At 47.0% G+C, this 13,824-nt stretch carries 12 protein-coding genes; 5 read left to right on the forward strand and 7 right to left on the reverse strand.

Annotated elements, in window-relative coordinates:
- Positions 1-9: 9 nt before the first annotated feature.
- Positions 10-858, reverse strand: coding sequence for a MurR/RpiR family transcriptional regulator (locus tag L1D31_RS18195; protein WP_239838475.1), 849 nt, complete (start codon positions 856-858; stop codon positions 10-12).
- A 236-nt stretch (positions 859-1,094) separates the two neighbouring features.
- On the opposite strand from L1D31_RS18195, the gene L1D31_RS18200 reads away from it, so the two are divergent.
- From L1D31_RS18200 to murQ, 4 genes are read left to right on the forward strand one after another with little or no spacing between them, the layout of a single operon-like run.
- Positions 1,095-2,687 carry a sodium:solute symporter gene (locus L1D31_RS18200; RefSeq protein ID WP_239838476.1) on the forward strand — a complete coding sequence of 531 codons (1,593 nt, stop codon included), beginning with the start codon at positions 1,095-1,097 and terminating at the stop codon, positions 2,685-2,687.
- Positions 2,684-3,562, forward strand: a complete 879-nt coding sequence (locus tag L1D31_RS18205; protein ID WP_275666172.1) for a BadF/BadG/BcrA/BcrD ATPase family protein — start codon at positions 2,684-2,686, stop codon at positions 3,560-3,562. The genes L1D31_RS18200 and L1D31_RS18205 overlap by 4 nt, the downstream gene beginning before the upstream one ends.
- A complete protein-coding gene (locus tag L1D31_RS18210) occupies positions 3,555-4,664 on the forward strand; it encodes an anhydro-N-acetylmuramic acid kinase (protein WP_239838478.1) in 1,110 nt (369 codons plus the stop codon). The genes L1D31_RS18205 and L1D31_RS18210 overlap by 8 nt, the downstream gene beginning before the upstream one ends.
- 12 nt (positions 4,665-4,676) lie before the next feature.
- The gene (gene murQ, locus L1D31_RS18215) at positions 4,677-5,600 is read left to right on the forward strand and encodes an N-acetylmuramic acid 6-phosphate etherase (protein WP_239838479.1); all 924 of its coding nucleotides are present in this window, start codon (positions 4,677-4,679) and stop codon (positions 5,598-5,600) included.
- 52 nt (positions 5,601-5,652) lie between these two features.
- Here the strand turns inward: murQ and L1D31_RS18220 are convergent, their stop codons facing one another.
- Complete coding sequence (locus L1D31_RS18220) at positions 5,653-6,003, reverse strand: DUF2799 domain-containing protein (RefSeq protein WP_239838480.1); 351 nt, start codon at positions 6,001-6,003, stop codon at positions 5,653-5,655.
- Positions 6,004-6,210: 207 nt separating this feature from the next.
- Here L1D31_RS18220 and L1D31_RS18225 point away from each other — a divergent pair, with 207 nt between their 5' ends.
- Entirely contained in the window at positions 6,211-7,695 is a 1,485-nt protein-coding gene (locus L1D31_RS18225) for a carbon starvation protein A (RefSeq protein ID WP_239838481.1), read from the forward strand.
- A 131-nt stretch (positions 7,696-7,826) separates the two neighbouring features.
- Here L1D31_RS18225 and ispH read toward each other — a convergent pair whose 3' ends face one another.
- The 5 genes from ispH to ribF all read right to left on the reverse strand — a co-directional run bounded on the left by ispH (position 7,827) and on the right by ribF (position 13,803).
- Positions 7,827-8,792 (reverse strand): 4-hydroxy-3-methylbut-2-enyl diphosphate reductase, encoded by a 966-nt coding sequence (gene ispH / locus L1D31_RS18230; protein ID WP_239838482.1) that lies wholly within the window; start codon positions 8,790-8,792, stop codon positions 7,827-7,829.
- A 26-nt stretch (positions 8,793-8,818) separates the two neighbouring features.
- Positions 8,819-9,250, reverse strand: coding sequence for an FKBP-type peptidyl-prolyl cis-trans isomerase (fkpB, locus tag L1D31_RS18235; RefSeq protein ID WP_239838483.1), 432 nt, complete (start codon positions 9,248-9,250; stop codon positions 8,819-8,821).
- 116 nt (positions 9,251-9,366) lie between these two features.
- Positions 9,367-9,879: a signal peptidase II gene (gene lspA / locus L1D31_RS18240; RefSeq protein WP_239838484.1), complete on the reverse strand. Its 513-nt coding sequence runs from the start codon at positions 9,877-9,879 to the stop codon at positions 9,367-9,369.
- 76 nt (positions 9,880-9,955) lie between these two features.
- Complete coding sequence (ileS, locus tag L1D31_RS18245) at positions 9,956-12,802, reverse strand: isoleucine--tRNA ligase (protein ID WP_239838485.1); 2,847 nt, start codon at positions 12,800-12,802, stop codon at positions 9,956-9,958.
- Positions 12,803-12,870: 68 nt separating this feature from the next.
- Positions 12,871-13,803: a bifunctional riboflavin kinase/FAD synthetase gene (ribF, locus tag L1D31_RS18250; protein ID WP_239838486.1), complete on the reverse strand. Its 933-nt coding sequence runs from the start codon at positions 13,801-13,803 to the stop codon at positions 12,871-12,873.
- Between the last annotated feature and the right edge of the window lie 21 nt (positions 13,804-13,824).

Here is a 13,824-nt window from a genome sequence, read left to right on the forward strand (position 1 = left end):
AATTATTCCTTACTGTTTTAAAGCCGCTACGGCGGATTTACTTTGTTCAATTAATTGATCCGCGCTCTCTTCCTGCTGAGTCACAGCAATGAAGAGCAGATCGGTCATCAAAAGCTGGCTATCACGCGCGGTAATAGAAGAGCTTCGAATCTGCTCTTCATCTGCGGCGGTCATCAGCTTAATGTCTGCGTATTTGTCCAATGGTGTAGGGGCAAGCTGGCTAATGATAATCACCTTGGCCCCCTTACTACGAGCCAGCTGAGCAATGCTCAAAACTTCTCGACTTCGCCCTGAGTAAGACAGCGCCACCAATACATCGTTTTCACTCAATGCCGCCGCATTCGCCACCTGAATATGCGTATCGTATTCACAATGGACGGCATGACCAATTTTGGTCAGTTTATAACTCAAGTCCTTTGCCACCAGCGAAGAAGCCCCTACTCCAGCGATTTGAATTTTACCCGCCAGATGCAAATACCCCGCTGCCCTCTGAATGGTTTGTTCATCATTGAGAGCAACGGTTCGGTCGAGCGATTGCTGCTTGCTTGAAAGGAGTTTAGCCATCACCAACGTCATGTTATCACTGCGTGAAATGGTGCCATGAATCGCTTTTTTTGAACTTGGCTGGTACGCCAATTCACTCTCATAGAGGCGGACTTTTAAATCGGAAAATCCGCTGTAGCCGATCTTTTGACTGAACTTAACTATCGTCGACTGGCTCACACCAATTGCTCTGGCTAGCTCTGGAGAAGAAAACTGTTTGACCTGTTGAGGATATTCGAGCAGATAACGGGCGATCTTGTTATCAGCAGGCGACAATTGTGGTAGCAATGCTCGAATTCGGGCTAAACCTTTCATCTTCCCTCTCCTTTTATATGGTTTGCAGTTTACTCAGGGCTATGTGGCTGGGGAATAGTTATTCCAAGTTAAACCCGTATTTGGAATAGGGTAACGCTTGAACTGAGAACAGGATCATAGAATCAAAGCGGTCATTATTCCACCATAGAATAGATTTAGGAATGAGTTATTCATATCAGCATACTGCTAAAAAACAATAAATAGATACCCTACATGATTCAAGCTATGGAGCTGCGATGAATTCTTTATTTACCTCTCTAGACTGGTTAGTGTTCGCCTTATATTTTGCGATCATTGCCTACACTGGCTGGCATTTCAGCCGAGTCAAAATCACCTCGACGAAGGACTACTTCCTCGGGGGAAATAGTATGCCTATGTGGGTGGTGGCAGTCTCTGTTCTGGCTACCTCACAATCCGCCGCGACCTTTTTAGGTGGGCCAGATTCCAGCTACCGTGGCGACTTAACTTACCTTGCAACGAACATCGGCGGTATTCTTGGCGCTCTGTTTGTGGCTTGGGTGCTGATTCCTCGTTTTTACCAAAACAAAGTCTCGACCGTTTATGAGTTGCTCAAAGTTCGTTTTGGTGAAAGAACCAAGCAACGGGCAGGCTTGATGTATCTTGTCGGGCGTGTGTTTGCTTCTGGCTCTCGCCTGTACATGGCCGCTATTGCCGTTTCTATGATCCTGTTTACCAATATTAATCCTGCCAGCGTTATTGCTTCCATCGTGATATTGGTTGTTGTCGGTCTCGCCTACACCTACATGGGGGGGATTCGCTCTGTTATTTGGAGTGATCTTATTCAGCTGATTGTGTACGTTGGTGCTGCTGTGGCTGTCATCATTTACCTGCTTGGACAAATTCCCGCCGATCTTAGTCAGATCATGCAGGTCTTAGACAAACCGGGGCCGGATCAGGCTTCAAAGCTTACCTTATTCGATTTCAGCCTCGATTTCTCACCCGCTGGTACATTTAGCTTCTGGGCCTGTATTACTGGCTTTGTGCTATTGAACATCGGTGCGTTTGGCCTCGATCAGGATATGACTCAACGTGTGTTAACCTGTAAGAATGCCAAGCAGGGCTCACAGGCCATGATCAATTCGATCATCTTTTCACTGCCAATTGTTCTGATTTTCATGACCATTGGTTTGCTATTGTACGTATTCTATCAACGTCCGGACCTAATGGGAGGAGAAGGGCAAGATGTAGTACAGAACTTCAATGGCGAGAGTGTCACCATCTTCATGTATTACGTTCTTAATGAGATGCCTGCGGGTCTACGTGGCTTAGTCACCGTAGGTGTGGTGGCTGCCGCGCTTTCAACATTAAATTCGGGTTTGAATTCAATGTCTTCTGTCGCCACTCAAGATCTTTACAAACCTTGGAAAGAAGCCCGTGATGGCAAACAAGATGATGCGCATTATGTCAAAGTTGGCCGATTGGGTATGGCAGCCGCAGCCATAGCACTTGGCAGCATGGGGATCCTGTGTTTTTACTGGCAACAATACACAGATATGCCACTACTTGCTTTTGCTCTCAGCGTGATGGTATTTGCCTACACAGGATTACTTGGCGTCTACTTCACCGCTTTGTTTACTGACCGAGGCAGTGAACGTTCCGTTGCCATGGCACTGGTGGCAGGCTTTCTAACCACACTGTTACTTCAAGCTTATGTCTGGGATAACACATTCGGCTTACTTAACCCTGACTGGGTTGGGCTGAGCCTAGCATTTCCTTACCAGCTGTGTATCGGTACTTTCGTTTCATTTGCGGTCTGCCTATGTGGCAAAGCACAGCCACAAGAGCAACTACAAGCGGCTCGCTTATGATTACGCACTTACTCGCTATAGATGGAGGCGGAACGAAAACCGCCTTACGTCTAACGTCAATAGACCCCCTAATGACGGACCCGATTTTTACTTTGACTCTGGGTCCGTCATCTCTCACACAACAAGGGGAGCAAGCTCATCAGCAACTACATCAAGCGATTGAGGCTTGCTTACAGCAAGTAAAACTAGCGGCCAGTCATGTTTCTATTGTGATTGGTGTCGCTGGGGCAGGTAACGCGAAAGCAAAGCTTGCTCTTGAACAATCATTGCAAATCTACCCTCATTGCGTAGTCACAACAGATGCACATATTTCATTGCTGGGCGTCAATCACGGTCAGGCCGTGAATTGCATTGCCATTGGTACAGGCAGCGTCGCCACACAACTGGATGCCGATGGGCACAGTAAGATGTATGGCGGCTGGGGGTTTCCAATTGGCGATCATGGCGGAGGTGCCTGGCTGGGACAACAAGCCGTTCAAGCACTCATTGAAGCGCTTGAACAAGAAACCTCCCACCCACTCACCGACTATTTGACCCAACACTTAGGTGGCCAACGGGGAGAGGTTTTACAATGGTTAACCACGGCCAATGCTTCACGCTTTGCTCAGCTTGCTCCTGCCGTATTGGACCACGCGCAACAAGGTTGCCCAGTAAGCACAGCAATCGTAAACAGAGGTCAACAACATATTGATAGCCTGGTGGCAAAGTGCTGTGATAATAACAAGCTAGACATCGCTTTTTTAGGCAGTTTGGGCGCATACTATCAACAACATCTCAGCCCCAAATGGTCCTCAAGACTCATCACTCCTAAAGGCGATGCACTTGACGGTGCGACTCTGCTAGCCAGACAACAGGTGGAAAATTACAATGAGTAAAGAACTTTATATTGGCATCATGTCTGGTACCAGTTTGGACGGTATTGATGTCGCTCTAATTGAAGTCATGAATGGACAGATTCAGTTAATCGACAACCAAGATTACCCGATTCCGTCATCAATAAAGCAACAGGTACTCGACATTTGTCTGGGTCAGCAAACTGACCTACAACAAATTGGGGCGCTCGACCATCAGCTAGGCCACTTATACGCCGAAGCAGTATTGGCTTTGCTTGAAAAAACAGGCCACAGTAAAGAGCAAATTACCGCGATCGGTAATCACGGTCAGACGGTTTTCCATCAGCCAACTGGAGAAACTCCGTTTACCACTCAGCTTGGTGATGCCAATATCATTGCAACACGAACCGGCATTACGACCATTGCGGATTTCAGACGCAAAGATATGGCACTGGGCGGACAAGGGGCGCCGTTGGTTCCCGCTTTCCATCGCGCTTTATTTGAATCAAACGAAGCCAGTACAGTGGTGCTCAACATTGGTGGTATCGCCAATATTTCCGTCCTTCGTCATGACCACCCTGTCATTGGCTACGATACGGGGCCAGGTAACATGCTAATGGATGCTTGGTGTGCGAAACACCGTGGTCACCCGTATGACAAAGACGCATTGTTTGCCCAGCAAGGTAATGTAGATTCAGATTTACTCAGCTCCTTACTCCAGGAGCCATACCTTGCAGCGAAAGCACCAAAAAGCACAGGGCGAGAGTTATTTAACCTACCATGGTTAGAAGCGATTCTCAGTCATCACAACTGCTCAGTTGAGGATGTTCAGCGTACCTTGTGTGAATACACTGCACGAACTATCAGCCATGAAGTCGACAAATACACTCAAGGTGAGCAACCACAGCTATTAGTATGCGGTGGCGGTGCCAACAATCCTTTATTAATGGCACGCCTTAAAGCCTTACTTCCCGGATGGAGTGTGAGTCCAACAGACTCACAAGGTGTCGACAGTCAAAATATGGAAGCGATGGCATTTGCTTGGCTTGCTTATCGCCGTATTCACAACCTGCCAAGCAATTTGCCAGAAGTCACCGGAGCAAGCCAAGAAGCTTCTCTTGGTGTGATGTACTTTGCCGATTAAATAAGGACGATTATGACCAACGATGCACTTATCGCAGCGCTTTCACATCTGGTTTCTGAAGGTCGTAACCCAGACACCATGGATATCGACTTGCTGCCCTCTCTGGAAATCGTTAAAAGAATTAACCAGCAAGATAAACTCGTTCCTCTCGCGGTAGAAAAAGTCCTGCCTGACATTGCTCAGGCTGTCGATAAAATCACTCAAGCCTTTCAATCTGGCGGTCGCTTAGTATACATGGGAGCAGGAACCAGTGGGCGCTTGGGAATTCTTGACGCCTCTGAATGCCCACCGACGTTTGGTGTCTCTGATCAAATGGTGATCGGACTGATTGCTGGTGGCCCAGAAGCGATCCTCAAAGCCAAAGAGGGCGCTGAAGATTCACCGGAACTTGGCGTTGCGGATCTCAAATCTATTGAGTTTAGCGAGAAAGATGTGGTGGTAGGTATTGCGGCCAGCGGACGTACCCCTTATGTTATTGGCGCACTGGAATACGCTAATGATATAGGGGCAACAACAGTGGCGTTATCGTGCAATCCAGATTCGGTCATTGCTGAAGTCGCTCAAATCGCCATCAGCCCAGTCGTTGGCCCTGAAGCGCTGACTGGCTCAACACGACTGAAGTCAGGTACCGCGCAAAAACTGGTACTCAACATGCTAACAACAGCAAGCATGATTCGTTTGGGTAAAAGTTATGAAAACCTGATGGTGGATGTCAAAGCCACCAATAAAAAGCTGGTTGCCCGCGCAGCGCGAATTGTCATGCAAGCCACAGACTGTGATAAGCAACAAGCCATCACGACACTTGAGCAAACTGATTATGACGTGAAACTCGCCATCTTAATGATTCTCACTGGGCTGGATGTCGACAGCGCAAAACAACAGTTAAGTCGTCAAGAGGGCTTTCTCAGAAAGGCAGTGGAAAACCACAGCAGCTAGAAATCTTACAAGTAAAATAGACAAGGCTTGGCCTCAACCAAGCCTTGTTTCATCAATAATACTTATTAGCGTGCTCATCCCAGCCACGCTTCCACTCCATGCGAAACTTCTGCGCCTCTTCAGTGCCCTCGCACACACCTTCATAATACTGCCCCGTTAAACCAATCTGATACGCAAAGTTAGGATTGCAGTATTCTTGGATTCCTGTCAGGTAGCCCTGATCATAATCCCCTTGTTTAACACTGCCTAAGCTGGCTAGCTCTTTAAAAGAACGCTGAGTGTGACCTCGGACACCATCTTGATAACCAATTTCGTACCAGTCTCCTTCCTCAGCCAATTGCTCTGGGCTTGCCGCACAGGCGACTAACGTAGATACCAACAACAAAAAAATGAGTTTTCTCATTGTTTTTCCTTGTTTTTATTAAAGCTATCTTAATCAAAACACTAAATGACCAACTTTGCCACCGAGATTGGTTAAAAACCGCTTAATGGTGTCAATTACCACTGGCACCGCCATACGACCACTCAACTCAAATTCGGATGAGCCTTGCTAATCAGAAGCGTAATATCGACGCTGAACTTATTAAATTATCACTAAGGAATGAGTGCTATGTTGTGGTTTCTAACCTGTGTTGCCGCTCTTATAGGCGGATACTTCCTCTACGGGGCTTTTGTTGAAAGAGTCTTCGGCATCAATGAAAAGCGCCAGACACCAGCTCATACCCAAGCGGACGGTGTGGACTACGTCCCTATGTCGACCAAGAAAGTCTATCTCGTTCAGCTTTTGAACATCGCAGGCGTAGGCCCGATTTTTGGTCCAATCATGGGCGCGCTTTACGGCCCAGCGGCTATGCTGTGGATTGTCATTGGCTGTATTTTCGCTGGCGCAGTACACGACTACTTCTCAGGAATGCTTTCCGTGCGCAACGGTGGCGCTTCCGTTCCTACCATTACTGGTCGCTATCTAGGCAATGGTGCAAAACATTTTATGAATATCTTTGCCATTGTCCTGTTGCTTCTGGTCGGTGTGGTATTCGTTTCAGCACCGGCAGGGATGATCACTAACCTGATCAATGACCAGACAAGCTTTTCTGTTAGCATGACTTCCATGGTCATTGCCATCTTTGCCTATTACATCATTGCCACGATTGTCCCTGTCGACAAAATCATTGGTCGCTTTTACCCACTGTTTGGTGCTCTACTTATCTTTATGTCGGTTGGCCTGATGACAGCGGTGGCACTATCAAGCGAGCACACCGTCATGGGTGATTTCCAAGTCACAGATATGTTTACCAACCTAAACCCTAATGACATGCCACTATGGCCTGCGCTATTTATTACCATTGCTTGCGGTGCTATCTCGGGTTTCCACGCCACTCAGTCACCTTTGATGGCGCGTTGTATGGAAAATGAGAAAAACGGCCGATTCGTTTTCTACGGAGCCATGATTGGTGAAGGTGTGATTGCGCTTATCTGGTGTGCGATCGCCTTGTCTTTCTTCGGCAACCTTGATGCACTGTCTGAAGCCGTGAAAAATGGTGGGCCAGGTAACGTTGTTTACAGCTCTTCATTTGGTCTGCTGGGGGTATTTGGTGGCGTGATTGCTTTCTTGGGTGTAGTTATTCTTCCTATCACATCAGGTGACACCGCATTCCGCTCTAGCCGTCTGATTCTAGCTGAATACTTCAATATGGAGCAGAAAACGCTGCGTAACCGTCTACTGATGGCTGTCCCTCTTTTCGTGATTGGCGGCATCCTAACTCAAGTCGACTTCGGTGTTATCTGGCGTTACTTCGGGTTTGCCAACCAAACGACTGCTGTCATGATGCTGTGGACGGCTTCAGCTTACTTGCTTCGCCATAACAAACTGCATTGGATCACCACAATTCCTGCAGTATTTATGACGACCGTTGTCGTGACCTTTATCCTCAATAACAGCACACTAGGTTTTGGTCTACCAATGAACGTTTCTACCATCGCTGGTATCTTGTTCTCACTTGGCGTGATGACTTATGTCATCAAGACCTCTAAGGGCAAAGGTGACTTGGATATGGCTGATGAAGAGAAGCCAAAAGCGATGACCAAGACTGCATAAGCAATAATTACAGAAACGTAAAGGGCTCCATTAGGAGCCCTTTTCTTTATCTCTATACTGAGTCATATCTATCTGACAAAGGCCAGAGACAAAAAAGGCGGCTTAGCCACCTTTTTAAATTCGACTATCGGTTAGTCGACTTGTTTAATCTGTAGCTCTTTTGGAACTTCAAAAAACATATTTTCTTCACGGCCCAATACTTCTTCTACTGATCGAGTGCCCACGAGTTCTTGAATTCGCTCTAAGATCTGATTCACCAATTCTTCTGGAGCAGAGGCACCCGCAGTGACACCAATCTTGATTTTTCCATCAAACCATTCAGGCTTAATATCTTCAGAACAATCGGTGAGATAGCCTGGTGTACCGAGTTTCTCCGCCAGCTCTTTCAAACGAGTCGAGTTTGACGAGTTCTTCGAGCCGACGACAATCACAACATCCACATCCGTTGCCATTTCACGTACCGCATCCTGACGATTCTGCGTGGCGTAACAGATATCGTCCTTACGTGGCCCCTGAATATCAGGGAATACACGACGCAGCTCAGTAATGACATCAGCGGTTTCATCTACAGACAGTGTCGTCTGACTGACGTAATGAAGATTACTCGGATCTTTGACTTTCTCTTTAAGAGAGACCACATCCGCTGGCGTCTCAACTAGGTACATACCACCTTCTTCGCTGGCATACTGACCCATTGTACCTTCGACTTCAGGGTGTCCGGCATGGCCAATCAAAACCACTTCCATATGACGGCGGCTTGCACGAGCCACTTCCATATGAACTTTGGTTACCAATGGGCAAGTCGCATCAAAGACCGTCAGATCGCGCTCTTTTGCTTCCTTACGAACCGCCTGAGAGACACCATGAGCAGAAAAGATCACAATATTGTCATCGGGCACTTCATGAAGTTCTTCCACAAAGATAGCGCCTCTTTGTTTCAGCCCCTCGACCACAAATCGGTTGTGCACGACTTCATGACGAACATAAATCGGTGGCTGGTACATTTCTAATGCACGCTCAACAATACTGATCGCGCGATCAACACCAGCACAGAAACCGCGTGGGTTGGCTAAAAGAATTTTCATTTCATTGCTCATAGTGATTATCTTATCGCTTCAGGTCGCTATTCTACTGACAAAATTTCAACTTCAAAAGTCACATCTTGCCCTGCTAGCGGGTGGTTAAAATCAACCGTCACTGAGTCACCGGCAATTTCAGTAATGATTCCAGGGATTTCCATACCATCAGGACCAGAGAAAGCCATGATTGTTCCCACTTCCACTTCCGCATCACCAACAAACTTCGCCCGATCCATATAGTGCACATTGTCTGGATTAGGCGCACCGAATGCATCTTCCGCTTTCAGTTCAATAGCCTTTTGCTCACCCACTTCAAGTCCCAACAGACACTGCTCAAAATTTTCACTCAAGCTACCATCACCGATGACTAGCTTAGCCGGCTTACCCATGTTGTGTGTACTATCGGCTACCGAACCATCTTTAAGCTTGATAGTAAAATGCAGTGTAACTGCGGATTCCTGGACAATTGTGGTCACAATAGTGTTTCCTTGTTATTGAAGATATCGGCTTCTATTCAATAGAGGCATCGTTATATTAAAAAGCGCTCTCTGAATCAACAGACAGCGCTTAGGGTTATTCGATCATTATCAGCTTACGCTTTTTTTTCAGCGTCTTTTTTACGAAATCCATCAAGAATAATCATTGCAGCGCCAATACAAATGGTACTGTCTGCCAAATTGAACGCTGGCCAGTGGTAGTCACCCCAGAAAAAGTCTAGGTAATCGACAACATAACCGTGTACCACACGATCAAACACGTTACCCACCGCACCACCGATGATCATGGCATAAGCCACATTGTTCCATTTCTCTTTTGCTGGCAGTTTACTCATCCAGTAAGTCAGCATAGCGGTTACCGCAAAAGCGATCCCCGTAAACAGCCAACGTTGCCAGCCAGCCTGATCGCTCAGAAAGCTAAATGCAGCACCGTAGTTATGTACGTAAAGCAGATTAAAGAAAGGCAATACCTCAATGCGGTTCGCCCAACCATAACCCATGTTATCCATCACAAACAGCTTAATACCGATATCCGCTAGAAAGATAACCAATGCTAGCCACAACCAGCGCACGCCTGATTGCTTCAAAGTGAATGCTTGTTCGCTCATACGATTCCTAAAAGTAACCCCAGTCAGTACTGGGGCTATATTATCTCAATAAAGTTCAACTTCTAGTTGCTATAAATTACGCGAAGCGACGTGTTTCACCTTCGCCATCAACGTTAGACACACAACGACCACAAATCTTCTCGTGACCTTCGATTGTGCCTACGTCTGGAGTGTGGTGCCAACAACGGTCACACTTCTCGTTTTCCGTTGCTTTCACTTCAACAAACAGACCTTCAACATCGGTTGCTTGTGCAGTCTCTGACTTCTCGCTTAGAGGCTTCACAACCGCGGCTGACGTCAGTAACGCAAAGCGTAGCTCATCTTCAAGCTTGCTTAGTTTAACCGCTAGAGCATCATCAGCATAAAGCGTCACTTCTGCTTGCAGAGAGCCACCAATGGCCTTCTCTTTACGAGCATCTTCTAGCAGTTTGTTCACACCGCCACGAACCGCTTGGATTTCAGCCCAAAATTCGTTGTTCAGCTCTTCACCTTCAGCTAGACCAAACAGATCTTCGTACCACTCGCCTGTGAATACAAACTTATCGCGTTCGCCCGGCATCTCGTTCCAGATCTCGTCTGCAGTGAACGACATGATTGGCGCCATCCAACGAACAAGCGCTTCTACGATGTAGTAAAGCGCAGTCTGACAGCTACGTTGAGCGTGGCCGCCACGTTTCGCTGTGTACTGACGATCTTTAATTACGTCTAGGTAGAATGAGCCCATTTCGATAGAACAGAACTGCATTAAACGCTGTGTTACTGCGTGAGTGTTGTACTCACCGTACGCTTTCACGATCTCTTCTTGAGCAGCCAGTGCACGACCTACAGCCCAACGGTCTAGAGCCACCATTTCTTCAGCAGGGACGAGATCTGTTGCTGGGTTGAAGCCGCTTAGGTTGGCAAGGAAGAAACGCGCAGTGTTACGGATACGACGGTACGCGTCTGCAGAACGTTTTAGGATTTCATCTGAAACCGCCACTTCACCCGTGTAGTCCGTTGAAGCAACCCATAGACGCAGAATGTCAGCACCTAGCTTGTTAGTCACATCTTTTGGCGCAACCACGTTACCGATAGATTTCGACATCTTACGGCCTTGACCGTCAACTACGAAACCGTGAGTAAGCACTTGCTTGTATGGCGCTTCGTCTTTCATCGCGATAGATGAAATTAGTGATGACTGGAACCAACCACGGTGTTGGTCAGAGCCTTCTAAATATAGGTCTGCCGACGCGCCTTTTTCTTCATTAGGGAAAATGTACTCTTCACGCGCATCCACTACTGAGTAATGAGTCACACCTGAGTCGAACCATACGTCTAGTGTATCCAGTACTTTCTCGTACTTATCCGCTTCTTCACCAAGTAGGTCAGAGATTTCTAGATCCCACCAAGCTTGAATGCCTTTCTCTTCAACTAGCAGAGCTACTTTCTCTACTAATTCGCTTGTATCTGGATGAAGCTCTGCTGTTTCTTTATGAACAAACAGAGCGATTGGCACACCCCAAGTACGTTGACGAGAGATACACCACTCTGGGCGACCTTCAATCATACCTTCAATGCGGCTTTGACCCCACTCAGGCATCCATTCAACACCTTTGATTGACTCAAGTGCTTTTGCACGTAGACCTGCTTGGTCCATAGAGACAAACCATTGTGGCGTTGCACGGAAGATGATTGGCGTTTTGTGTCTCCAACAATGTGGGTAGCTGTGCTCGTAAGCGTGGTGATGTAGAAGCGCACCTTTCTCTTTTAGCGTCTCAACCACTGCATCGTTCGCTTTGAATACATGCTGACCAGCAAATAGCTCAGTATCCGGTAGGTAAACACCGTTTGAACCTACTGGGTTAGCGACTTCTAGGTTGTACTTGTTACCGACCGCAAAGTCTTCTTGACCGTGACCAGGCGCTGTGTGAACCACACCAGTACCAGAATCCGTTGTTACGTGATCGCCAAGGATTGCAGGAACGGTGAAGTCGTAGAATGGGTGATTAAACTGAGATAGCTCAAGATCGCTACCTTTGGCAAAACCAAGGTTATGGAAGTGCTCGATGCCCGCACGATCCATCACGTCTTTCGCAAGTTCAGAAGCAACGATGATTCGCTCTTTAGAATCACCTTCAACTTGGATCAAGACATACTCTAGATCATCACGTAGACAGACTGCGCGGTTTGCTGGCAGAGTCCATGGTGTAGTTGTCCAGATAACGATAGAGATATCGCCTTCACCTTCATGCCCTTCGTTCAATGAGAACTTAGAAAGAAGCGCTGCTTCATCGGCCGCTTTAAAGCGCACGTCGATAGATGGCGATACTTTATCTTTGTACTCTACTTCTGCTTCAGCAAGCGCTGAGCCACAGTCTGTACACCAGTGAACAGGTTTGAAACCTTTCAGTAGGTGACCATTATCAGCAATCTTACCTAGAGCACGAATGATGTTTGCTTCGGTAGCAAAATCCATAGTGCGGTAAGGCTTGTCCCACTCACCCATGATACCAAGGCGTTTGAAGCTCTCTTTTTGACCTTCAACCTGGCCCGCTGCGTAATCACGACATTTCTGACGGAACTCAGCCGCGGTCACTTTTTGACCTGGCTTACCCACCTTTTTTTCTACCATTAATTCAATAGGTAGACCGTGGCAGTCCCAGCCAGGAATATAAGGCGCGTCAAAACCTGAAAGTGTTTTGGATTTAATAATAATGTCTTTAAGAATCTTGTTTAGTGCGTGACCAATATGAATGTCACCGTTGGCGTATGGAGGGCCATCGTGTAGAACGAAAGATTTTTTGCCTTTCTTCGCTTTACGGATTTCGCCGTAAAGGTCTTCTTTATACCAACGCTTAAGCATTTCTGGCTCGCGGTTCGCCAGATTGCCGCGCATCGGAAACCCTGTTTCAGGAAGGTTCAGGGTATCTTTATACTCACTCATCGATTCTTAATTCCGTTGTGTTGGGCGAATGTTAGACATTATGCCAAGCGGTGGACTAGACCGTTTAGCTATATACGCTGACGCAGCCACACCCTTGCTGCTTCAGCATCCAATTCAATTTGTTGTTTCAATGCTTCAAATGAGTCAAATTTATGCTCATCGCGAAGCTTATTTAAAAGTACGATTTCTAGCTGCTTGCCATATAAATTGGCTTGAAAGTCAAATAAATGTACTTCTAGTTGCTGGCGAACTCCGTTCACGGTCGGTCGGTTGCCAATATTTGCTACGCCCCCAATCGGTTTATCTCCAAGGCCTAGAGCCTCAACGACATAAACGCCTGATACAGGTGAAACGCAACGCTTCAGTGGGATATTCGCGGTAGGAAAACCAATGGTTCTTCCTAACTTACGACCGTGTGATACTCGACCACTAATGCTGTAATCTCGACCCAGCATCTCTGCTGCTGAGTGCAACTCATCACTTGCTAATGCTTCGCGGATCGCTGTACTGCTGACACGCAATTGCTCGAGACAGAAACTTTGTGTGCTAACGACTTCAAAACCGTATTTTTCACCGGCTTCTCTGAGCATATGGAAGTTGCCTTTTCGGCCTTTACCAAAGCAGAAATCATCACCAACAACGAGAAACTTAACACCCAATCGCTTCACCAACAAGTCGCTAATAAACTCATTTGCCGTCTGATTGGCAAAGCGCTTGTTGAAATTAACACAAAGTAAGCGTTCTATACTCAATTTACTCAACTGGACAAATTTGTCTCTCAATCGAGTTAGCCTCGCCGGCGCTCTCTCTCTTGCAAATAACTCCAAAGGCTGAGGCTCAAACGTCATGACCGTTGCAGGTAAGCCTAATTTAGCAGCCTGCTCAGACACTTGACGCAGTACCGCTTGGTGACCTAAATGCACACCGTCAAAGTTTCCTATCGTCAGGACACACCCAGCATGATGTGCTTTGATGTTGTGAATACCTCGGATCAATTCCATTGGAAGCTTCTAATTCCTGTC

The sequence above is a fragment of the Vibrio sp. Isolate23 genome (genome assembly GCF_022398095.1).
Classification (GTDB): Bacteria; Pseudomonadota; Gammaproteobacteria; order Enterobacterales; family Vibrionaceae; genus Vibrio; species Vibrio coralliilyticus_A.